Consider the following 21615-nt stretch of genomic DNA (forward strand, 5'->3'; position numbering starts at 1 on the left):
GGTGGGCGACGATCCAGTCGGCCAGGTCGCGCGGGCGCACCTGGTGGAAGCTCGGCGAGAACATCACCGCGCAGATCGAGGTCAGTCCGTGCTCGGTGACGATGCCCTTGGACCACTCGTAGTCCTCGCGGCTGCAGATCACGAACTTGATCTGGTCGCGCGCGCTCAGCAGCGGCAGGTTGCTCCACAGGTTGCGGTGAGCTTCCTTGGAGTCCGGGGTCTTGATGTCGAGCACGCGCGACACGCGCGGATCGACCGCGGCGATGTCGATCGCGCCGGAGGTTTCCAGCGAGACCTCGTAACCGGCATCGCACAGGCGCTTGAGCAACTCGATGCAGCGCTTCTGCGCCAGCGGCTCGCCGCCGGTCACGCAGACGTGGCGCGCGCCGTGCTGGGCGACCTCGGCCAAGATCGCTTCGAACGTCCACCACTCGCCGCCGTGGAAGGCGTAGGCGGTGTCGCAGTACTGGCAGCGCAGCGGGCAGCCGGTCAGGCGCACGAACACCGTCGGCCAACCGATGCTGTCGGATTCGCCTTGCAGCGACAGGAAGATTTCGGTCAGCCGCAGGCGCTCGGAGGACGGCGCGGCGGCCGTCTCGGAGACAACGGCGTTCATGGCGGGACTCAGTTGCGCAACCGGCTCAGCTGGATCGCGTTGAGGCGATCGGCGGCCGTGCGCGCGGCGTCGGTACCGGGATACCGGTTGGCCACGTCGGCGAGCGTGCGCTCGGCGGCGTCGACCTGTTTCAGCCCGAACTGGGCCAGGCCGACCTTGAGCAGGGCCCCGGCGGCCTTGTCGTGGGTCGGATAGCGATCGAGCAGAGCCTGGAACTGCTCCTGCGCAAGCTGGTAGTTCTGAGTGACGTAGTAGCTCTCGCCCAGCCAATACAGCGCGTTGGGCGTGTAGGTGCCGTTCGGGTGCGCGGCCAGGAACTCCTGGAACAGGCGCGCCGATTCGACGTACTGCCCGGCCTTGAGCTGGTTGAACGCGGCGTCGTAGGCGGCGCGTTCGTCGCCGCTTTGCGCCAGCAGGCCCGGATCGCCGTGCACGCTGGGCGGAGTGTCCTTCACCGCCGGCGGCGGCGGCGAAGGCTTGGCGGACGCTTGCGGCCCCGGCGCGGCGGCGGCGGGCGCGCCGCTTTCGAGCCGGTTGAGGCGGTTGTCGGTATCCAGGTACTGGGCCTTGCTCGATTCCTGCAGCTGGCGGTTCTGCTGCTGCAATTCCTCGACCTGCGAGCGCAGGGCCTGCATTTCCGACTTGAGCTGGTTGACCTGGTTGAGCAGGTCCATGTTGGCCTGGTTGTCGGACGCGCGCTGTTCCAGCGTCGCGACCCGATCGGCCAGGCTCGCGCGCTGGGCGAAAGCGGGCGTGGGGGGCCCCCCGGGCGCCCCCCCCGCCGATTTACTTGACGCCCTTTTCGCTGATGCTCTTCTTGAGCAACTGGGGTGCCGCCGGCGCGACTGCCTTGATCGTGGTCGGAGTCATCGACAAGCGCGACGGCATGGTCGCATCCGCCGCCGTGACCGCTTCGGCTGCTGCCGGCGGCGCATTCCCGTTCTCCGCGGCCCCGCCGGACGGGCAGGCGCCCTCGGGCTCGGCACTCCGCCCGGTCGGATTGACCCCGCCCTTCACCACGATCCCGCCGATCGGCGTGCCCGGCGCGCAGCGTGCGTAGCTGGACGAGGCGGCACCCGGCTGCCCGGTGAGCGTCCCCGCCTTCGCCTTTTCCTTGGCCGCGATGGCCGGCGCATCCTGCGCCAAGGCGGGTGCCGCGGCGGCGGTCACCGCCAGCATCGCCCAGAACGCCACATGATATTTCCTCATGTCTCCTCTCCTTCCTTCACGAAATTGCAGGTTCGATCCTGAATTTGCGGTGAACTCGTCGCGCCACCGTAACAAGGCGATATGGGCTGCATTTTCGATGATCGGGTATGCCGGGGGCGCTTTGGGGCTGGACTTGAATCGATTCTCGGGCATTAGCGATTGGTGTTGCCGATCTTCCAGCGATGGAGAGGATTTCGATGAAAGTGCTGGTGCCGGTCAAGCGGGTGCTTGACTACAACGTGAAGCCGCGGGTGAAGGCGGACGGGACGGGGGTCGACCTCGCCAACGTCAAGATGAGCATGAACCCGTTCGACGAGATCGCGATCGAGGAAGCCGTGCGCCTGAAGGAAAAGGGCGCGGCGACCGAGGTGGTGGTGGTCACCATCGGCGTCGCCAAGGCGGAGTCGGACGTGCTGCTGACCGCGCGCGCCATGGGTGCCGACCGTGCGATCCTGATCCAGACCCCGGAAGACCTTGGCTCCGAGATCGAGCCGCTGGCCGTCGCCAAGCTGCTCGCCAAGGTTGCCGAGGAAGAGCAGCCCGGGCTCATCATCCTGGGCAAGCAGGCGATCGACGACGATTCGAACCAGACCGGCCAGATGCTGGGCGCGCTGCTCGGCTGGCCCCAGGGCACCTTCGCCTCGAAGGTCGAGCTGGGCGGCCAGGGCGTGCAGGTGACGCGCGAAGTCGATGGCGGCCTCGAGACGGTGGACCTCAAGCTGCCGGCGATCGTCACGACCGATCTGCGCCTCAACGAGCCGCGCTACGCCACGCTGCCGAACATCATGAAGGCCAAGTCCAAGCCGGTCGCGAAGAAGACCGTCGCGGATTACGGAGTCGACGTCGCCCCGCGTCTCAAGACGCTCAAGGTCGTCGAGCCGGCCAAGCGCACGGCCGGCGTCAAGGTGGGTTCGGTCGACGAGCTGGTCGAGAAGCTCAAGGCGCTGGGAGTGGCGAAATGAAGACGCTGGTTTGGGTCGAGCACGACAATCAGAACCTCAAGGACGCCACGCTCTCGGCGGTCACCGCCGCGGCGAAGCTGGGCGAGGTCCATCTCCTCGTCGCCGGCAAGGGCGTCGACGGCGTTGCCAAGGCGGCGGCGGCGATCGAGGGCGTGGGCAAGGTCCATGTCGCCGATGACGCCGCGTACGAGCATTTCCTCGCCGAGAATGTCGCGCCGCTGATCGTGTCGCTGATGGGCTCGCACGACGCGGTGCTGTTCCCGGCGACCACCACAGGCAAGAACATCGCGCCGCGCGTGGCCGCCGCGCTCGACGTGATGCAGATCTCGGACATCCTCTCGGTCGAGGGTGCCGACACCTTCACCCGCCCGATCTATGCCGGCAACGCGATCGCCACCGTGCAGACCAGCGACAAGAAGCTGGTGATCACCGTGCGCGGCACCGCCTTCCCCAAGGCGGCGACGACCGGCGGCAGCGGCACGATCGAGGCCGTCGCGAGCGAAGGCGGAGCCAGTGCAGATAGGGGCCTGTCGAGTTTCGCGGGCGCCGAGATCGCCAAGTCCGAGCGTCCGGAGCTGACCAGCGCCAAGGTGATCGTCTCGGGCGGCCGCGCGCTCGGCTCGTCGGAGCAGTTCCACGCGCAGATCGATCCGCTGGCGGACAAGCTCGGCGCCGCCGTCGGCGCTTCGCGCGCCGCCGTGGACGCGGGCTATGCGCCGAACGACTATCAGGTCGGCCAGACCGGCAAGATCGTCGCCCCCGAAGTCTATGTCGCGATCGGCATCTCGGGTGCGATCCAGCACCTGGCGGGCATGAAGGACTCGAAGACGATCATCGCGATCAACAAGGACGAGGACGCGCCGATCTTCCAGGTGGCGGACATCGGCCTGGTCGGCGACCTGTTCAAGATCGTGCCGGAGCTTACCGAGAAGCTCTGATCTTGGCGCTTTCGCTGAACGCGGATGGGGCGGCGCACCTTGCCGGTGCGGCCGCCCCTTTTCTGGATGCGCTGCTGGCGCTTGCCGCGCGCCAGCCGGCGGGCCGTGCCGGAATCCGGCTGCACGATGTGCAGGGCCTGGCCGCGCTGCTCGGCCCGGACATGCTCGGCGCCTTGGCTCCCGGCATGCGCCCGGTCCGGGCGATCCTGTTCGACAAGAGCCCCGGCGCCAACTGGGCGCTCGGCTGGCACCAGGACCGCACGATCGCAGTGCGCGCGCGCCGCGATTCGGGCCCTGGTCGCGCAAACGGGGATTGCTCCACGTGGAACCGCCCTTCGCGCTGATCGCGGCGATGCGGACGATGCGCGTCCATCTCGATCCGGTGCCCGAGGACAATGCGCCGCTGCTGATCGCGCCGGGCTCGCACCGGCTGGGCCGGATCACCGAGGGCGACCTTGCCGGCGTGGTCGAGCGCTGCGGCACTGCCGCCTGCCTCGCCCAGCCGGGCGATGTCTGGCTCTACGCCACGCCGATCGTCCATGCCTCGGCCGCCAGCGGCGGCAGGCGGCATCGCCGGGTGCTGCAGGTGGACTATTCGGCGGCCGCGCTGCCGGGCGGGCTGGACTGGCTGGGCGTGTGAAGCGCCGGGTGCCCGGTCATTCCACCGGCTTGATGCTTTCGACCAGGATGTTGGTGCGCCCGGGCGGGGCGGTGTTCACGGCTTCGCGCGCATCGCATTTCGGATCGGGCGCGAGCGCGTACCAATGGATCCGGGTGCGCTGGCGCAGCGTGCGGAACAGCTTGCCCGTGGCGGGGACGGTCATCTGCGCGTCGAAGCGCCCGTCGGTGGACATGATCGCCCGCCATTCCAGCGGCTCGGCGCGCAGCGTGGCCTTTTTCGCGTCGAGATAGTCGTTCTGGATCATCGCCGGCTCCAGCTGCACCACCAGGTCGCTGCCGCCCATGATGTTGGTGAAGCCGACATTGGAGAATTCCTCCACCGACCAGCTGCCGTCCCTGGCCGCCTCGCCCCAGCCGACGCGCAGCGGGCTGCCGCGGCGCACCGCCGCGATCAGCGCCGCGCGGCTCCCCGCGACGTCCTCGCCCTGGGGGCCGTTGGCGAAGAGCAGGCGCCAGTCCGAGGGGCAGGCGTCCGGCGCGGCGAGCGAGAGGAGGGCGGCGGCGAGCATGGCGCCAGGATAGGCGATCGCGGGAGTGCCGGAAAGGGCGGCTGCCATGCGGCGCGCGCAACCCCGGATGCGCGCGCCGGGGGTTGACGCTGCAGTGCAGCATACGCACTTGAGGCGCATGCACGCCCCCGCTCCCCGCGTCCACAATGTCGGCCTGGTCCATTTCGCGCTGGCGATGGGCGGCTTCGCGATCGGCACCACCGAATTCGCGACGATGAGCCTGGTGCCCTATATGGCGGAGGGGCTGAAGATCGACGTGCCCAGCGCCGGCCATGTCATCAGCGCCTATGCGCTCGGGGTGGTGGTGGGGGCGCCGTTGATCGCGGTGGCGGCGGCGAAGCTCTCGCGCCGGTTGACGCTGATCCTGCTGATGACCGGTTTCGCGCTGTTCAACACGCTGAGCGCGCTTGCGCCCGATTATCGCTGGCTGCTGCTGTTCCGCTTCCTGTCGGGGCTGCCGCACGGCGCCTATTTCGGCATCGCCGCCCTGGTCGCCGCTTCGCTGGTGCCGGTCAACAAGCGTTCCCAGGCGGTGGGGCGGATGATGTTGGGGCTCACCGTGGCGACGATCCTGGGGGTGCCGCTCGCCAACTGGCTGGGCCAGGCGCTGGGCTGGCGCTGGGGCTTCGTGGTGGTCGGCGGGCTCGCGCTGGCAACGGTGGCGCTGGTCGCGGCGCTCGCCCCTCGCGATCCGCCGCAACGGGGCGCGAGCCCGCTCAAGGAGCTGGGGGCGCTCGCCAATGGCCAGGTGTGGCTTACGCTCGGCATCAGCGCGATCGGCTTTGGCGGGATGTTCTGCGTCTATACCTATGTCGCCTCGACCATGCTGGAAGTGACCGGGGCCTCGCCGGGCATGATCCCCGTCGTCCTCGCCATCTTCGGCATCGGCGCGACCGCGGGCAGCATCATCGTGCCCAGATTCGCCGATCGCGCGCTGATGCCGACGGCGGCGGCGCTGCTGCTCGGCAGCGCGGTGGCGCTGGCGCTCTATCCCCTTGCCGCCGGCCAGCTGTGGAGCCTGGCGCTCGACATCGCCGCGATCGGGTTCCTGGGCGCGCTCGGCGCCGTGCTGCAGACCCGGCTGATGGACGTGGCGGGCGAGGCGCAGGGGCTTGCCGCCTCGCTCAACCATTCGGCGTTCAACTTCGCCAACGCGCTCGGCCCCTGGCTGGGCGGCCTCGCCATCGCGGCCGGCTATGGCTGGACGTCGACCGGCTGGGTGGGCGCGCTGCTGTCGCTCGGCGGGTTCGCGGTGCTGGTGGTGGCGGTGCTCGCCGAGCGCAGGACGAGATAGCCGGCGATTGCCGAGAGGATCGAGCCGGCGAGCACGCCGATCTTCACCTGGTCGATCAGCTCGGGGCGGTCGGGAAAGGCCAGGCCGCCGATGAACAGGCTCATGGTGAAGCCGATGCCGGCGAGCAGCGACACGCCATAGATCTGGCGCCAGCCGCCCGGGCGCGTCGCGAAGCCGGTCCGCACCGCGATCCAGATGCTGCCGAAAATGCCCAGCTGCTTGCCGAGGAACAGGCCGAGCGCGATGCCCAGCGGCAGCGGGGCGAGCAGCACCGAAAGCGAGACCCCGGCCAGCGAGACCCCGCTATTGGCGAAGCCGAACAGCGGCACGATCAGATAGGCCGACCAGGGATGCAGCGCATGCTCGAGCCGGTGCAGCGGCGAGGCGACATCGTCGGGGTGGCCGGGCGATTTGACGATCGGGATGGTCATGGCGGCGGCCACGCCGGCGACGGTCGCATGGATGCCGGAGAGGAAGACCAGGTACCAGAGCAGCAGGGCGAGCAGCAGGTAGATCCACAGCCGCCGCACGCCGCTGCGGTTGAGCAGGTACATGGTGGCGAGCACGATCGCCGCCCCCGCCAGCGCCAGGGTGCTGATATGCGCGGTATAGGCGAGGGCGATGATCGCCACCGCCCCCATGTCGTCGACGATCGCGACGGTGGTGAGGAACAGCTTGAGCGATGCCGGCGCGCGGCTGCCCAGTATCGCGAGCACGCCGATCGCGAAGGCGATGTCGGTCGCGGCCGGAATCGCCCAGCCATTGGCGAGGCCGGGCGTGCGGCCGGCTATGGCAAGGTAGACGATCGCCGGGCCGATCATGCCGGCGGCGGCGGCCACCACCGGCAGGCGGCGGCGCTCCCAGCTGGCGAGCCGGCCGTCGACGAACTCGCGCTTGATCTCCAGCCCGACGAGCAGGAAGAACACTGCCATCAGGCCGTCATTGATCCACAGATGCACGGTCATCGGCCCGTGCACGGCGGAGAGCGTGGGGCCGATCTCCCGGTGGAGCGTGTGGAAATAGGTTTCCGAGATGCCGGGAACATTGGCGGCGATCATCGCGAGGATGGCGGCGGCGATCAGGATGATGCCGCCCGCGGCCTCGCTCCTGAGGAAGTCGCGCAGTGCCGATTCGGCCCGGGCGGGAGCTTTGGCGAGCGTCTCGGCCGCCTCTTCGATCTCGCGCATGCGCTGCCCATTGCCTCCCTGCTTGCCTGGCGCGGCCGTTCTATGGGGTGGATGTCGCGCTGCAAAGCCCATAGCCTTGGGGGATGGACAGCTCCTCTCCAACGCATGGCTGGGCCATGCCCTGGCGCTGGTGGCGCCGCGTGGTCGTCGGCTCGGTCGAGCATGGCGCGGTGCTTGCGCGCGTGCATGCCGATTCCGGCTTCAGCGGGCGCTATGCCTTTCTCGTGGTCGTCTCGGGGCTGATCTCCATCCTCGGGCTGCTGCTGCCGTCCTCCGCCGTGCTGATCGGCGCGATGCTGATCTCGCCGCTGATGATGCCGATCATCGGCCTGGGCTTCGGCATCGCCACTTTCGACCTGGCCGAGATCCGCCGGGCCGCCTTCGCCCTGGCCGCCGGCGCGGCGATCGCGGTGCTGCTGTGCGCGGGCTTCGTCGCGCTCTCGCCCGTGCAGACGGTGACGAGCGAGATCGCGGCGCGGACCAAGCCCAATCTGTTCGACCTGCTCGTCGCCCTGCTCTCGGCGGTGGCGGGCGGCTATGCGCTGATCCGCGGGCGCGGCGAGACGGTGGTGGGCGTGGCGATCGCCATCGCGCTGATGCCGCCGCTCGCGGTGGTGGGCTTCGGCGTCGCGACGCTGAACGGCACCGTGGCCGGCGGCGCGCTGCTGCTGTTCCTGACCAACCTCGTCACCATCGCGCTCACTGCGGCGGTGATGGCGCGGCTCTACGGGTTCGGCGGCCATCTCTCGCCGTCCCAGACCCGGCTGCAGGGGCTGCTGATCATCCTCGGGCTGGTGGCGCTGGCGGTGCCGCTGGGCATCGCGCTGCGGCAGATCGCCTGGGAAGCGCTGGCCCAGCGCCAGGTGCGCGAGGCGATCCGCGCCAGCTTCCCGCGCGAGGCCCGGATCAGCCAGCTCGACATCGATTTCGCGGGGCGGCCCGAGCGGATCCGCGCGGTGGTCTTCACTCCGGTCCTGCGGGCGGACGGCGATGCCATGGCCGGCACGGCGATCCGGGCGGCGCTGGGCCATGCGGTGGACGTGCATGTCGACCAGGTCCGGGTGGGCGGCGAGAGCGGCGCGAGCGAATCGGCGCAGATCGCCGCGGCCCAGTCGCGCGAGCGGGAGCGGTCCGAGGCGGATCTGCTGCGCGAGCGGCTGGCGCTGGTGGCGGGCGACGGGAATACCGTCCTGCTCGACGGCACCGCGCGCCGCGCCGAGGTCCGCGCCGCGCCGCTGCCCGGCGCATCGCTCGCCAGCTATCGCGCGCTCGAGCAGCGCGTGGCGGCGACGGTGCCGGACTGGCAGGTGACGCTGCTGCCGCCCGCCGCGCCGCTGCCGCCGGTCGGCTTCGACGGCGATGCGCCCGATGCGGAAGGCCTTGCCGCGCTCGATACCGCGATCTGGGGGGCGCGGCGCCTGCATCTGCCGATCGGCGTGTCGGGCCGGCGCGCCGACGCGGTGATCGCGCGGCTGGAGGCGGCCGGAATCGCTGCTGTCCGCCTGCCCGGCAACGGCGCGCAGGCGGTGCTGGCCTGGCAGGCGCCCTGAGCCCTCAGGCCCGGGCCAGCGCCTCGGCGATCAGCTTGCGGCTGTTCTCGATCCCGTAGAGCGCGATGAAGCTGCCCATGCGCGGCCCCTGCTCGCTGCCCAGCAGCGTCTCGTAGAGCGCCTTGAACCAGTCGCGCAGATTCGCGAACGCATCGGTCTTGCCGATCTCGTAGACGATGTTCTGGATATCCTCGGCCGAGGCATTTTCCGGCAGCTCGGCGAGCTGCGCGTCGAGCTGGCGCAGCGCGCCCGCTTCGGCTGCGCTCGGGGCGCGGCGCTGCAAGCCCGGCTCGACGAAATCCTTCGCATAGCGGATCGCATAGCCGACCATCCGGTCGAGCTCGGGATGGCTCTCGGGCGAAAGCTCCGGCGCATAGCGGCGCAGGAACCCCCAGATCGTCTCGCGATTGCCCACGCCCGGCAGGCTGACCAGGTTGAGCAGCAGCCCGAAAGTCACCGGCAGCGTCTCGGCCGGCACCTGGCCGCCATGGATATGGTGCACCGGGTTGCCGAGCTGCTGGGCGATCTCCTGCGTCGGATAATTGGCGCGGAACTGCCAATACTCCTCGATCGCGCGCGGGATCAGCCCCAGATGCAGCGACTTGGCCTTTTTCGGCTCGCGATAGATGTAGAAGGCCAGGCTCTCGTCCGGGCCATAGGTCAGCCATTCCTCGATCGACAGGCCGTTGCCCTTGGACTTGGAGATCTTCTCCCCCTTGGCGTCGAGGAACAGCTCGTAGATCAGTCCCTCGGGCTTCCGCCCGCCCAGGACCTGGGCGATCTTGCCGCTCTGCACGCCGCTGTCGATCAGGTCCTTGCCGTACATCTCATAGTCGACGCCGAGCGCCGCCCAGCGCATGCCCCAGTCGGGCTTCCACTGGAGCTTGGCCTGGCCGCCGAAGATCGACTGCTCGATCGTCTCGCCTTCGTCGATGAAGCGGATGATCCCCGCTTCGGCATCCACCACCTCGACCGGCACCTGCAGCACCACGCCCGACTTCGGGCTCACCGGCAGCACCGGCGAATAGGTCGCCTGGCGCTCGGCGCGCAGCGTCGGCAGCATCACGTCCATGATCGCGGAATAGTTGCGCAGCACCTTGCGCAGCGTCTCGTCGAAACGGCCCGAGCCATAATAGTCGGTCGAGGAGGCGAACTCATATTCGAAGCCGAAGCGATCGAGGAATTCGCGCAGCATCGCGTTGTTGTGCGCCGCGAAGCTCTCATACTTCTCGAACGGGTCGGGGATGCGCGACAGCGGCTTGCCGAGATTGGCGGCCAGCAGCGCCTGGTTCGGCACATTGTCCGGCACCTTGCGCAGGCCGTCCATATCGTCGCTGAACGCGATCAGCCGCGTCGCGTGGCCGGTCATCTCCGCATAGGCGTGGCGCACCATGGTGGTGCGCAGCACTTCCTGGAAGGTGCCGATATGCGGCAGGCCGGACGGGCCATAGCCGGTCTCGAACAGCATCGGCGATCCGTCGGGCTTGCCCTGCGGATAGCGTTTCACCAGCTTGCGCGCCTCTTCATAGGGCCAGGCCTTGGAGTCGAGCGCGGCGGCGCGCAGGGCGTTCGTATCGGTCATAACCGCGCGCCTCTAGCGGAGACGGGCGCGCGGGGCCAGCGCCGTGGCGAATCCGGCCCCCCGCGCCGTGCGGGAGGCCGGTGCCGGGATCAGGGGAACACCTTGTCCTGCGGGCACAATATGCCCGACGATATGGGCAGGTGCGTCCAGCGATAGTCGAGATAGGCGCCCGAATAATGGTCGTCATTGTTGAAATCGACATCGCCATGATAGCGGCCGGTCGGAATGACTTCGTCGGTGCCCGACCGCACGATCATGAACTCGTACATCAGGTCCCAGAGCAGCCAGACGCGCGTGCCCGAGGCGGGCGGATCGACGTTGAACTGGATGGTGGAGGTCTGCTTGTCGTTGATCGTCACCGAATGCGAGAGCGTGGCGCTCACCCCCGCGCTGACGCCGCCGCCGGAGAAGCCCATCTGGACCGTGAGCGACTCGCTGTCGGTGGTCGAGATGCCATGCTCATAGGCCCAGCTCTTCTGGAGGTGCGTGCCCGGATAGAGATGGGTGAAGGTGCCGGGCACCAGCTTCCAATATTTGCGCAGCACCAGCTGATGGGGGACCGGCGCGCTATTGTCCCACCAGTTGTTCAGGCGCGGCCAGCCCGAATCGCGGGGCTCGTCCCACACATTGTCCTGGTAGTTGGCGTTGTCGGCATCGGCATAGATGACGAGCGGCTTGGTGATGCGCACCATTTCGATCGGATCGGTCTGGGCCGGCGGCGACCAGTCGGTGCTGTCGATGTCGGGAAAGGGCGGAAGGGTATCGGACATGAGAATTCTCCCCGTGGGAAAGGATGTGCGGATCTTTTTCTTTTCTGGGGCCGCCCGGCGCGAGGCCGTGGGCGGGATGCGACTTGCTGTTCCACTAGGCGAAGCGCGCCGGCTGGACTCAGTCCCATATGGAACTGGCGACGACGAAATTCGCGGCCGCCCGATGCGCCGGGCCCGGTCCGGGAACGCGAGCAGGCCGTTGAAACTGCCTCGGCCATTTCGGCTGAAACCAGGGTGGAGAGGCGGGCCGCGGGGTTTGCCGACGGACCATCGTCGAGTCGTCCCCCGGCTCGCGAAACCCCGAAGACATGCCGCCCGGGCGCCGCCGGCCGGGCGAAATCGGCCAAAGTGAAATGATTCGGGGCGAGTCCCTTCACTTCGCACCCCGGCTGGCGCTAGGAGGAAGGGAACGAAAGGCGTACATGCTCCCCTATCCTGCCCTTCACGCCAGCCATGGTGGCGTCTGGCTCGCCACTGCGGAGGAGACGCGCGCCATGAGCCGGGGCGAGGCGATCCGGCTGGCGGCGGATACGCCGGTGATCCTGCTCAACGCGCCGCTGATCGGCCAGCGCCTCGGCTATGCGGAGCTGTCGGGCCTTGATCTGCTCGAGCTGTTCGCATTTCTGCGCCCCGCCCGGTTCATGGTGCCCACCGCCAAGGGCGTGGCGCGCGCAACCGGGCTGGAGCCGCCGGAGAATGATACCGAAGTCGCCGGCTTCCTGCGCCGTGCCGCGGAGACGCTGCTGGCCCTGCCCCAGGGCGACTGGCCGGAGCGCGAAGGCGCCTGGCACGCCGCGCAGTCGCTGTTCCGGTTGCGCTGGCCCTGGGCGCCCGTTGTCTCCCAGGCGATCGCCAAGCCCGAGCGCGCCGAGCGCTGGCTCTTCTCGCGCCTGCCCGAATGGAACGAGCAGCCGCCGCGCGTGCCGCCGCGCAGCGTGACGCTCGGCGATGCGGATGTCGCCGAGCGGCTCGCCCGCCTCACCGGCAGCGCCGCCGAGCGCCGCCAGGGCCAGCGCGACTATGCTGCTGCCGCCGCCGGTGCCTTTGCCCCGCGCGACATGCGCGAATCGCCCAATCTGGTGCTGGCCGAGGCGGGCACCGGCATCGGCAAGACGCTGGGCTATCTCGCCCCCGCCTCGCTCTGGGCCGAGCAGGCGGGCGGCGCGGTATGGGTATCGACCTTCACCAAGGCGCTGCAGCGCCAGCTCGGCCATGAGGGCGAGCGGCTCGTTCCCGATCCGGAGCTGCGCAAGCGGAAGATCGTCACGCGCAAGGGCCGCGAGAATTACGCCTGCCTGCTCAACCTGGAGGACGCGTTGCAGGGCGGCTTCGCCGGCCGCGCCGCGATCCTGGCGCAGCTGGTGGCGCGCTGGGCGGCCTATACCGCGGACGGCGACATGGTCGGTGGCGACCTGCCCGGCTGGCTCCCCACCCTGTTCCGCCGCAACGGCTCGACCGCGCTCACCGATCGGCGCGGCGAGTGCATCTATGCCGGCTGCCCGCATTATCGGAAATGCTTCATCGAGCGCGCCACCCGCGCCTCGGCGGATGCGGACATCGTCATCGCCAACCATGCCCTGGTGATGGTCAACGCCGCACGCGGCCGCGAGACGGCGAATCGCCCGACCCGCTATGTGTTCGACGAGGGGCATCATCTGTTCGATGCCGCCGATGCGATGTTCGCCGCCGCGCTCACCGGGCAGGAAGCGATTGAGATCCGCCGCTGGGTGACGGGTCCCGAATCGGGTTCGAGGGGCCGCCGCCGGGGCTTGGCGGCGCGCCTCTCGGACGTCGCCAGCTATGACGAGGAAGGCGGCCGGGCGATCGCCGAGGCCGTGGATGCCGCCCGCGCGCTGCCCAGCGACGGCTGGCTCCAGCGGCTGAACGAAGGCGAGCCCTTCGGCCCGGTCGAGCATCTTCTCGCGGCGGTGCGCGGGCTGGTCTATGCCCGCGACGTCAATGGCGCCGCCGATGCCGGCTATGGGCTGGAGACCGAGCTGGCCGAGCCCGATGCCGCGCTGGTCGAGGCTGCCGGACCCGCCGGCGAGGCGCTCGACGCGCTGCTCCGCCCGCTCGTCCATCTCGGCCGCCGGCTCGAAGCGGTGCTGACCGAGGCGCCCGACTGGATGGACGGCCCGGCCCGCGCCCGCATCGAAGGCGCGGTCGCCTCGCTCGGCTGGCGTGCGGACACGGTCGGCGCCTGGCTCGCGCTGATCGCGCGAATCGGCGGCCCGGCCGATTCGGCGTTCGTCGATTGGCTCGCGGTCGATCGGGTCGAGGGGCGCGAATATGATGTCGGGCTCCACCGCCATTGGCTCGATCCCTCCAAGCCGTTCGCCGAGACGGTGCTGAAGCAGGCGCATGGCGCGCTGATCACGTCGGCGACCTTGCGGGCCGGCGGCGATTGGGACGTGGCGGAGGCGCGGTCCGGGGCGGTGCACCTGATGCGCCCCGCCCAGCGCTTCGAAGCGGCGAGCCCGTTCAACTATGCCGAGCAGGCCGAGGTGCTGATCGTCACCGATGTGAAGCGCGGCGACATGCCGGCGCTCGCCAATGCCTATGCCCGGCTGATCGTCGCGGCCGAAGGCGGCACGCTGGGGCTCTTCACGGCGATCCGGCGGCTGCGCGCCGTCCATGCGCGAATCGCCGACCGGCTGGCGCGCGAGGGGCTGCCGCTGCTCGCCCAGCATGTCGATCCGATCGATACCGGCACGCTGGTGGACATCTTCCGCGACGATCCGCGTGCTTCGCTGCTCGGCACCGATGCGCTGCGCGACGGCGTGGACGTGCCCGGCGATTCGCTGCGGCTGGTGGTGATGGAAGGCATTCCCTGGCCCAAGCCGACCGTGCTCCATGCCGCGCGGCGGCTGGCCGGGGGCGGCACCGCCTATGACGACCGGATCGTGCGCGCGCGGCTGGCCCAGGCGTTCGGCCGGCTGATTCGCCGGGCCGACGATCGCGGCACCTTCGTGCTGCTCGCCGCCGCCAGCCCCTCGCGGCTGCTCGACGCCTTTCCGCCGGGCACGCGGGTGACGCGGGTCACGCTTGATCAGGCCGTCGAGCGCGTGCGGCTTTCCTTGGCCGCCAAGCTGGGGCAAGAGGCCCCCGCGAACGCCTGACCGGGGATTCCATGAAGACGCTCACGCTGCTGCGCCACGCCAAGTCGGGATGGGACGATCCGGTCGCGCGCGATTTCGATCGTCCGCTCAACCCCAAGGGGCAGCGCGCCGCCGCGATGATGGGGCGGCACCTGAAGGCCGAGGGGCTGGAGTTCGACCATGTCCTCGCCTCGCCCGCCGTGCGGGTGGTGGAGACGCTGGCCCAGGTCGCCATCGGCTATGGCTGCGAGCTGGCGCCGCATTGGGACCAGCGGCTCTACCTCGCCTCCGCCGCCACGCTGCTCGACCTGGTGCACGAACTCCCCGACGGGGCCGGCCGGGTGCTCTTTTCGGGGCATAATCCCGGGCTGGAGGAGCTGGTGCTGCTGCTGGCGGGCGCGAACGCGCTGCGCGATTCGGTCGCGTTGAAATTCCCCACGGCGAGCCTTGCCGAGATGCGCTTCGACGTGGCGCGCTGGGCCGACGTGAAGCCGGGCAAGGGCGAGCTGGTGCGCTTCACGCGCCCGCGCGATCTCGATCCCACGCTGGGGCCGGACTATAGATAGGCCGCCATCGGCATGGCTGTCGGGCGGTTCCCGGGCCAGGCCCGATCGGCAGGCCCCGCCATCCTTCACCGTCATCCCCGCGCAGGCGGGGATCCAGGGCCAGGGGGCGGATTGTACGCAGCCAGGCCCTGCACTCTCCGGAGAGCGATCGTGTAGTGGCGTCGACATCCCGAGCTACCCTGGTGCCCGCCTGCGCGGGGATGACGAAATGGGAGCTTGGCCTCCAGACGAACCAACGACTTGCATGGATTCTCGGCCCAGGGGCACGATGCGATCGGCAAACCGCGTCATTTGCGCGAAAGCGTGTCCTCTTCTCGTGCGCGCTCCGCAAACATGCCCGGTGCGGAAGGGGCCTTTGCGGCTTCTTCAGGCCAGCTTCTTCAGGCCAAATGTCGCTTCTCCCAAGGCCCGGCCGAGGCGCCGGGCACCATCGCCGGCGTTGGAATCTCTCGAACGGCATGGCAGTGCGCCGGAGCGCGAAGCCGGCTCAGCCGTCCTCGTCGAGCGCCTGGGCGAGCGAATCGCGGACGGCCTTCAGGCCCCGCTTGCTCCCGCTGCCCACGCCGGGGCTGGTACCCGCGGCGGCGCGGGCGGCGCGGCTGCCCTTTTCCGCCGCGAGCAGCTTCTGCACGCCGCGGATCGTGTAGCCCTGGTTGGAGAGCAGGTCGTGGATGCGCCGCACCAGCGCCACGTCCTCGGCCCGGTAATAGCGGCGGTTGCCGGCCCGGGTGAGCGGGCGCAGCTGGGGGAAGCGGGTTTCCCAATATCTCAGGATGTGCTGGGGGCGCCCGATCTCCTGGGCGAGCTCCCCTATCGTCCTTAGCGCGCCAGCAGCCTTCTCGGCCCCCGGCATTCCGGCTTCCCTCAGCCGGCCGAGACGATGCGGTCGCGCATCATCTGGCTTGCTCGGAAGGTCAGCACCCGGCGGGGCGCGATCGGCACTTCGACGCCGGTCTTGGGATTGCGGCCCACCCGCTCACCCTTGTCGCGCAGGATGAAGCTGCCGAAGCCGGAGATCTTGACGTTCTCGCCCTTGGCCAGCGCCTCGCACATATGGCTCAGGATCTGCTCGACCAGCCGCGCGGCGTCGGCGCGCGAGAGACCCACCTCGCGGTGCAGCGATTCGGCAAGATCGGCTCTGGTCAGCGTGCCCGCAGCCGTCATGCGGCAACTCCCCCTTGCGTTCTACTGTGTCGAGTCGGTCGTATCAGATTGTTTCGACACAGCAAACGGGAACATTGAGGCTCCGGAACGATTATCTTCGTTTTTTCGCAGCTATCAGAAACGCACTACCGCGGCGCCCCAGGTGAAGCCGCCGCCCATCGCTTCCAGCACCAGCAGGTCTCCCTGCTTGATGCGCCCGTCGCGCACCGCGGTGTCGAGCGCGAGCGGCACCGAGGCGGCGGAGGTGTTGGCGTGCTGGTCGACGGTGATGATCACCTTCTCGGCCGGCAGGTCGAGCTTGCGGGCGGTCGCGTCGAGGATGCGGGCATTGGCCTGGTGCGGCACCACCCAGTCGACATCACCGGGCTGGAGCCCGGCGGCGGCGAGCGATTCCTGCATCACCGAGGCGAGGTTGACCACGGCGTGGCGGAACACCTCGCGGCCCTTCATGCGCAGCTTGCCGACCGTCTGGGTGGTCGAGGGGCCGCCATCGACGTAGAGCAGCTCGTTGTAGCGGCCGTCCGCATGCAATTTGGTCGAAAGAATCCCGCGCCCGCCTTCGGGAACCGTATCCTGGGATTCCAGCACGATCGCGCCGGCGCCGTCGCCGAACAGCACGCAGGTCGCGCGGTCCTCCCAGTCGAGGATGCGGCTGAACGTCTCCGCGCCGATCACCAGCGCCCGTTTGTGGACGCCGGCGCGCAGCATCGAATCGGCGACCTGCACGGCGTAGAGGAAGCCCGAGCAGACCGCGGCGACGTCGAACGCCACGCAGTCCTGGATGCCGAGCGCGGCCTGCACCTTGGTCGCGGTGGCCGGGAAGGTCTGGTCTGGAGTCGCGGTGGCGAGCACGATCAGGTCGATATCGGCCGCGGCGATGCCGGCATTGGCCAGCGCGGCCTTGCTCGCCTCGGCGGCGAGCGTGCCGGTGGTCTCGTCGGGCCCCGCGATGTGACGGAAGCGGATGCCCGTGCGCTCGACGATCCATTCGTCGCTCGTATCCACTTCCTGGGCGAGTTCGGCGTTGGAAACGCGGCGGGGCGGCAGGGCGGAACCAGTGCCGATGATGACGGAACGCAGGGTCATCTTACTATGTCTACGCCGCCTTTGCTTCGAAGTTCCCGAGATCCTCGGCGATGCGGCGATTGAGATCGTCGCGCAGCATCTTGGCCGCGAAGCCGATCGCAGTGTCGACGCCGAGTTCGTTGGCGCTGCCATGGCTCTTCACGACGATGCCGTTCAGGCCGAGGAAGACCGCGCCATTATGGTTGTTGGGATCGAGATGGTGCCGCAGCAGCTCGGTCGCCGGCCTGGAGATCAGGAAGCCGATCTTCGAGCGAGTCGAGCTGGAAAAGGCGCGCTTGAGCAGGTCCGCCACGAAGCGCGCGGTGCCCTCCACCGTCTTCAGCGCGATATTGCCCGAGAAGCCGTCGCACACGATCACGTCGACATCGCCGCGCGAGAGCTTGTTGCCCTCGATGAAGCCGCGAAAGTCGAGCCGGAGATGCTCGGCGGCGCGCAGCTCGGCCGCTGCTTCGCGGATCGAATCGGTGCCCTTCATCTCTTCGGTGCCGATGTTGAGCAGCGCGACCCGGGGATTCTCCAGGTCGAGCGCGGTGCGCGCATAGGCGGCGCCCATCACCGCGAACTGGACGAGGTTGCGCGCGTCGACTTCGGTGTTGGCGCCCAGGTCGAGCATCACCGTGTCGTTCTCGCCCAGCGTCGGCATCAGCGCCGCGAGCGCGGGGCGATCGATTCCCGGCATGGTGCGCAGCGACAGCTTCGCCATCGCCATCAGCGCGCCCGTATTGCCCGAGGAGACCGCCGCGCCGGCCTGGCCCTTCTTCACCAGGTCGATGGCGATTCCCATCGACGTGGTCTTGGCGCGCCGAATCGCCGCGCTCGGCTTCTCTTCCGAGGCGACGACGTCCGGTGCGTGGACGATTTCGGAGGCGGCCGTCAGGTTCGGATGGTTCTTCAGACCCTCGCGGATCTGCGCCTCGTCTCCGACGAGGATGAACTCCATGCCCTCGAACCGGCGGCGCGCGCGAGCGACACCGGCGAGCATGACCGCAATTCCCTCGTCACCGCCCATCGCATCGACGGCGATTCGAGAGGAATTCGTCATACCCGCATGCCCCCGCGCGTTTCGGCCCAATCGTTGCCGATCAGTCTTCGGCCGAGACGATCTCGCGGCCGTTATAGTGGCCGCACGAACCGCACAGCACGTGCGGACGCTTCAGCTCGCCACAGTTCGGGCACTCCTGGAACGCCTGGGGCGTCAGAGCGTCGTGAGCGCGACGCATGCCACGCCGCGACGGCGAGGTCTTTCTCTTGGGAACGGCCATTTCGGCACCTTCTAACGAAACCAAAGTCAAAATCGCGATACGCCCGCATGGCCCAGCGGGCAAGCGACGGAGGATCCGGCGCTCGCCGGACCAGCGGACGGTCACGAAAGCGAGTGCGCGCGTATAGCGATTCTTGCAGGGGAAGCAAGGGAGTGTAGGAGGAAGCCTCTGGAGGGGACTCTTCTATATGCTCATTCTTCCCGTGACGCTCTGCACCGCCGGCGCCGCCGCCGTGGTCAATTTCTGGCTGGCCCTGCGAATCGGCCGGCTCCGCATGTCCGAAAAGATCTTCGTCGGCGATGGCGGCGACGACCGGCTGGTCCGTCGCATGCGCGCGCAACTGAACTTCGCCGAATATGTGCCGCTGATCCTGGTCCTGCTCGCGCTGGTCGAGCTGGCGGCGGGAACGAGCATCTGGCTGTGGGGCGTCGGCGCGGCGCTGATCCTCGGCCGTGTCCTCCACGCCTTCGGCATGGACGGCTGGGGCCTGGGCCGCCGCATCGGCATTGCGCTGACCATGCTGACGATGCTCGGCCTCGCCGCCTATGGCATCTATATCGGCAGCCAGTACCGCGCGGCGCCCACCACCGTCTTCAAGGTCGGTCGGGTGGGCTAGCCCTTCGCCAGCACCGAATCGGCCACGAAGGGATTGGTCTTCCGTTCATGGCCGAAATTGCTGAGCGGCCCATGCCCCGGCACGAACACAGTCGCGTCGCCGAGCGGCCAGAGCCGCCCGGTGATCGCGTCGATCAGGTCCTGATGGTTGCCCATCGGGAAGTCGGTGCGGCCGATCGAGCCCTGGAACAGCACGTCGCCGACACAGGCGAATTGCGATTCGGGATGGTGGAACACGACATGGCCCGGCGTGTGGCCGGGGCAGTGATAGACGTCGAGGGTCAGCTTCCCCACGGTCACCTGGTCGCCGTTCGCCAGCCAGCGCGTCGGCTCGAACACCGTGCCGCGGATGCCATAGGTGCGCCCGTCCTCGTCGAGCCGGGCGATCCAGAACCGGTCCGCCTCGTGCGGCCCCTCCAGCGGCACGCCCAGCTCCTCGGCGAACTCGCCCGCCGCGCCGCAATGATCGATATGGCCGTGCGTCACCAGGATCTTCTCGATGGTCACGCCCTGCTGCCGCGCGGCGGCGCGCAGCTTCTCCAGGTCGCCGCCGGGATCGACAAAGGCGCCGCGCATCGTCTCGGTGCACCACAAAAGCGTGCAGTTCTGCTGGAGCGGCGTGACCGGGATCACCGCGGCGCGCATCGGGGGATTCGACATGGCGCGGAGATAGGCGCCGCCGTCCGCCGCGGCAACACGGGCTTGCCGTGGCGGCCGCGCGGCTGCATGCGGGGGCCGGCATGATCCTGCCCGACACTCCCTTCGTGCTGCTCGACGATGCCCGCCCCGGCGGGGCAGGCGCGCGTCTCTATCATGGCGTGCTGCAGATCGTGCAGGCGGACAAGCGGGGCGGCGTGGCGGATGCGCTGGAGCAGTTGCGCGGCGGCGACGGCCATGTCGCCGGCATGCTGGGCTATGAGGCCGCTTCCGGCCTCGAGCCGCGGGCCGCGACGCGCGAGGCTCCGGCCCCGTGCCTCTGGTTCGGCAGGTTCGCCAGGCGGGAGCCGGTGGACCCCGCCGCGCTGCTCCCCGATCCGGCCGGTGCCTGGGCGGGCACGCCGATCCCCGGCGTCACTCGTGCCGACTATCAGGCGCAGTTTGCCCGCGTCGCCGACTATATAAATGCCGGCGACATCTATCAGGCGAACCTGACCTTCCGCGCCGCGGTGCCCGTTGCGGGGCATCCTGCGGCGCTCTACGCGCTGCTGCGGTCGCGCGCGCGCGCGGGCTATGGTGCGCTGGTCTTCACTGGCGCGCGCTGGATCCTCTCCTTCTCGCCCGAGCTGTTCTTCACCTTCGACGCGGCCGGCCTCGCCGCGAAGCCGATGAAGGGCACCGCCCGGCGCGGCGCCACGCCGGCGGAGGACGATGCGCTTGCCGCGCAGCTTGCCGCCGATCCCAAGCAGCGCGCCGAGAATCTGATGATCGTCGACCTGATGCGCAACGATCTCGCCCGCATCGCGCGGGCGGGGACGGTGCGCGTGCCGGCGTTGTTCGCGGTCGAGCGCTACCCGACCGTCCACCAGATGGTCTCCACCGTCACTGCCATGCCCGCGCCGGGCGTCGCCGCCATCGACGCGCTCGCCACCCTGTTTCCCTGCGGGTCCGTCACCGGTGCGCCCAAGCTGCGCGCGATGGAAGTGATCGCCGAGGTCGAGCGGGACGCCCGCGGCATCTATACCGGCGCGATCGGCGCGATCGAGCCCGACGGCTCGGCCCTGTTCAATGTCGCGATCCGCACGCTGACGATCGAAACGGGTGCGGATCGCGCGCTGCTCGGGTTAGGATCGGGCGTGGTTGCCGATTCGAACGCCGCCGAGGAATGGGACGAGTGCCTGGCCAAGGGCGCCTTCGTCACGTCCGGCGAGGTGCCGTTCGACCTGATCGAGACGATGCGCTTCGATCCGCTGGCCGGCCTGCCGCTGCTCGAGCGGCATCTCGCGCGGATGAAGGATAGCGCCAGGACCTTTGGTTTCGCGTTCGATCGCCATGCGGCGCGCAACGAATTGCAGGCGGCCACCTTCCGTCTGCGCGCGCCCGCGCGCGTGCGGCTGCTGCTCGCGCCCTCGGGCGCCATCGCCATCGGCATCGCGCCGCTGCCCGAGGCGCCGGCCGGCCCGGTGCCGGTCGCGATCGCACCCCGGAAAGTCGCGCGGGACGACTTCCGCCTGGCGCACAAGACCAGCCGCCGGGCGTTCCACGACGCGGCGCGGCGCGCATCCGGCGCCTGGGAAGTGCTGTTCACCGACGCGGAAGGCTATCTCGCCGAGGGCAGCTTCACGTCGATTTTCGTCGAGCGGGGCGGCATGCTCGTCACCCCGCCCGCCGCGCGCGGCCTGCTCCCCGGCGTGCTGCGCGCCGAGCTGATCGAGACCGGCCGCGCAGTGGAAGGCGATCTGCGGCCGGCCGATCTGGCGGGCGGCTTCTATGTCGGCAATGCGCTGCGGGGACTGGTTTCAGCGGTAACGGTTGCGGAGGCCGCGAGCCCGGTCCTATAGGCGCGCCGTCTCCCTTATCGGAAAAGGC

At 69.4% G+C, this 21615-nt stretch carries 23 protein-coding genes; 10 read left to right on the plus strand and 13 right to left on the minus strand.

Translation table 11 applies throughout. The features are described 5' to 3' along the window. The 3 genes from queE to ACIQCS_RS20120 all read right to left on the minus strand — a co-directional run. Positions 1–616 (minus strand): 7-carboxy-7-deazaguanine synthase QueE (gene queE, locus ACIQCS_RS20110; protein ID WP_401531570.1); only part of this gene is annotated, 616 nt, incomplete at its 3' end. An 8-nt stretch (positions 617–624) separates the two neighbouring features. Further along, positions 625–1344, minus strand: coding sequence for a tol-pal system protein YbgF (gene ybgF, locus ACIQCS_RS20115; protein WP_401531613.1), 720 nt, complete (start codon positions 1342–1344; stop codon positions 625–627). A 58-nt stretch (positions 1345–1402) separates the two neighbouring features. Then, positions 1403–1825, minus strand: a complete 423-nt coding sequence (locus ACIQCS_RS20120; RefSeq protein ID WP_345849470.1) for a hypothetical protein — start codon at positions 1823–1825, stop codon at positions 1403–1405. A 197-nt stretch (positions 1826–2022) separates the two neighbouring features. On the opposite strand from ACIQCS_RS20120, the gene ACIQCS_RS20125 reads away from it, so the two are divergent. From ACIQCS_RS20125 to ACIQCS_RS20140, 4 genes are read left to right on the plus strand one after another with little or no spacing between them, the layout of a single operon-like run. Then, entirely contained in the window at positions 2023–2787 is a 765-nt protein-coding gene (locus ACIQCS_RS20125; RefSeq protein ID WP_345852032.1) for an electron transfer flavoprotein subunit beta/FixA family protein, read from the plus strand. Continuing rightward, positions 2784–3725, plus strand: coding sequence for an electron transfer flavoprotein subunit alpha/FixB family protein (locus ACIQCS_RS20130; protein ID WP_345849469.1), 942 nt, complete (start codon positions 2784–2786; stop codon positions 3723–3725). The genes ACIQCS_RS20125 and ACIQCS_RS20130 overlap by 4 nt, the downstream gene beginning before the upstream one ends. A 2-nt stretch (positions 3726–3727) precedes the next feature. Then, positions 3728–4069: a hypothetical protein gene (locus ACIQCS_RS20135; protein WP_345849468.1), complete on the plus strand. Its 342-nt coding sequence runs from the start codon at positions 3728–3730 to the stop codon at positions 4067–4069. Further along, on the plus strand, positions 4048–4365 hold the full coding sequence (locus ACIQCS_RS20140; protein WP_345849467.1) for a phytanoyl-CoA dioxygenase family protein: 318 nt from the start codon (positions 4048–4050) through the stop codon (positions 4363–4365). The genes ACIQCS_RS20135 and ACIQCS_RS20140 overlap by 22 nt, the downstream gene beginning before the upstream one ends. Positions 4366–4381: 16 nt before the next feature. On the opposite strand, the gene ACIQCS_RS20145 is transcribed toward ACIQCS_RS20140, so the two are convergent. Then, positions 4382–4963, minus strand: coding sequence for a hypothetical protein (locus tag ACIQCS_RS20145; protein ID WP_401531573.1), 582 nt, complete (start codon positions 4961–4963; stop codon positions 4382–4384). A 70-nt stretch (positions 4964–5033) separates the two neighbouring features. Here ACIQCS_RS20145 and ACIQCS_RS20150 point away from each other — a divergent pair, with 70 nt between their 5' ends. After that, entirely contained in the window at positions 5034–6209 is a 1176-nt protein-coding gene (locus tag ACIQCS_RS20150) for an MFS transporter (protein ID WP_345849465.1), read from the plus strand. Here ACIQCS_RS20150 and nhaA read toward each other — a convergent pair. Beyond that, entirely contained in the window at positions 6110–7396 is a 1287-nt protein-coding gene (nhaA, locus tag ACIQCS_RS20155; protein WP_345849464.1) for a Na+/H+ antiporter NhaA, read from the minus strand. The two genes, ACIQCS_RS20150 and nhaA, sit on opposite strands and share 100 nt — an antisense overlap. 83 nt (positions 7397–7479) lie before the next feature. Here nhaA and ACIQCS_RS20160 point away from each other — a divergent pair, with 83 nt between their 5' ends. Continuing rightward, positions 7480–8946, plus strand: a complete 1467-nt coding sequence (locus ACIQCS_RS20160) for a DUF389 domain-containing protein (RefSeq protein ID WP_345849463.1) — start codon at positions 7480–7482, stop codon at positions 8944–8946. Positions 8947–8950: 4 nt separating this feature from the next. Here the strand turns inward: ACIQCS_RS20160 and ACIQCS_RS20165 are convergent, their stop codons facing one another. Together ACIQCS_RS20165 and ACIQCS_RS20170 are read right to left on the minus strand one after the other, a co-directional pair. Continuing rightward, on the minus strand, positions 8951–10528 hold the full coding sequence (locus ACIQCS_RS20165; protein WP_345849462.1) for a lysine--tRNA ligase: 1578 nt from the start codon (positions 10526–10528) through the stop codon (positions 8951–8953). 89 nt (positions 10529–10617) lie between these two features. Then, positions 10618–11298: a hypothetical protein gene (locus ACIQCS_RS20170; protein WP_345849461.1), complete on the minus strand. Its 681-nt coding sequence runs from the start codon at positions 11296–11298 to the stop codon at positions 10618–10620. 422 nt (positions 11299–11720) lie between these two features. Between ACIQCS_RS20170 and ACIQCS_RS20175 the strand changes: the two genes are divergently transcribed. After that, positions 11721–14417, plus strand: coding sequence for an ATP-dependent DNA helicase (locus ACIQCS_RS20175; protein WP_345849460.1), 2697 nt, complete (start codon positions 11721–11723; stop codon positions 14415–14417). Between the two features lie 11 nt (positions 14418–14428). Then, entirely contained in the window at positions 14429–14962 is a 534-nt protein-coding gene (locus ACIQCS_RS20180; RefSeq protein ID WP_345849459.1) for a histidine phosphatase family protein, read from the plus strand. A 487-nt stretch (positions 14963–15449) separates the two neighbouring features. Here ACIQCS_RS20180 and ACIQCS_RS20185 read toward each other — a convergent pair whose 3' ends face one another. From ACIQCS_RS20185 to rpmF, 5 genes are all read right to left on the minus strand, one after another. Next, the gene (locus ACIQCS_RS20185; RefSeq protein ID WP_345849458.1) at positions 15450–15815 is read right to left on the minus strand and encodes a MerR family transcriptional regulator; all 366 of its coding nucleotides are present in this window, start codon (positions 15813–15815) and stop codon (positions 15450–15452) included. An 11-nt stretch (positions 15816–15826) separates the two neighbouring features. Beyond that, positions 15827–16126, minus strand: a complete 300-nt coding sequence (locus tag ACIQCS_RS20190; protein ID WP_280277387.1) for an integration host factor subunit alpha — start codon at positions 16124–16126, stop codon at positions 15827–15829. Positions 16127–16240: 114 nt separating this feature from the next. After that, a complete protein-coding gene (locus tag ACIQCS_RS20195; RefSeq protein WP_345849457.1) occupies positions 16241–17212 on the minus strand; it encodes a beta-ketoacyl-ACP synthase III in 972 nt (323 codons plus the stop codon). 10 nt (positions 17213–17222) lie between these two features. Continuing rightward, positions 17223–18254 (minus strand): phosphate acyltransferase PlsX, encoded by a 1032-nt coding sequence (gene plsX / locus ACIQCS_RS20200; RefSeq protein ID WP_280277385.1) that lies wholly within the window; start codon positions 18252–18254, stop codon positions 17223–17225. A 40-nt stretch (positions 18255–18294) separates the two neighbouring features. Continuing rightward, complete coding sequence (rpmF, locus tag ACIQCS_RS20205; RefSeq protein WP_137862863.1) at positions 18295–18474, minus strand: 50S ribosomal protein L32; 180 nt, start codon at positions 18472–18474, stop codon at positions 18295–18297. Positions 18475–18661: 187 nt separating this feature from the next. On the opposite strand from rpmF, the gene ACIQCS_RS20210 reads away from it, so the two are divergent. After that, entirely contained in the window at positions 18662–19090 is a 429-nt protein-coding gene (locus ACIQCS_RS20210; RefSeq protein WP_345849456.1) for an MAPEG family protein, read from the plus strand. Here ACIQCS_RS20210 and ACIQCS_RS20215 read toward each other — a convergent pair. Further along, positions 19087–19749 (minus strand): MBL fold metallo-hydrolase, encoded by a 663-nt coding sequence (locus ACIQCS_RS20215; protein ID WP_345849455.1) that lies wholly within the window; start codon positions 19747–19749, stop codon positions 19087–19089. The genes ACIQCS_RS20210 and ACIQCS_RS20215 overlap by 4 nt on opposite strands. An 80-nt stretch (positions 19750–19829) precedes the next feature. On the opposite strand from ACIQCS_RS20215, the gene pabB reads away from it, so the two are divergent. After that, positions 19830–21587, plus strand: a complete 1758-nt coding sequence (gene pabB / locus ACIQCS_RS20220; protein WP_345849454.1) for an aminodeoxychorismate synthase component I — start codon at positions 19830–19832, stop codon at positions 21585–21587. Positions 21588–21615 lie beyond the last annotated feature (28 nt).

It is taken from the genome of Sphingomonas sp. NPDC092440 (genome assembly GCF_044754985.1).
Classification (GTDB): domain Bacteria; phylum Pseudomonadota; class Alphaproteobacteria; order Sphingomonadales; family Sphingomonadaceae; genus Sphingomonas.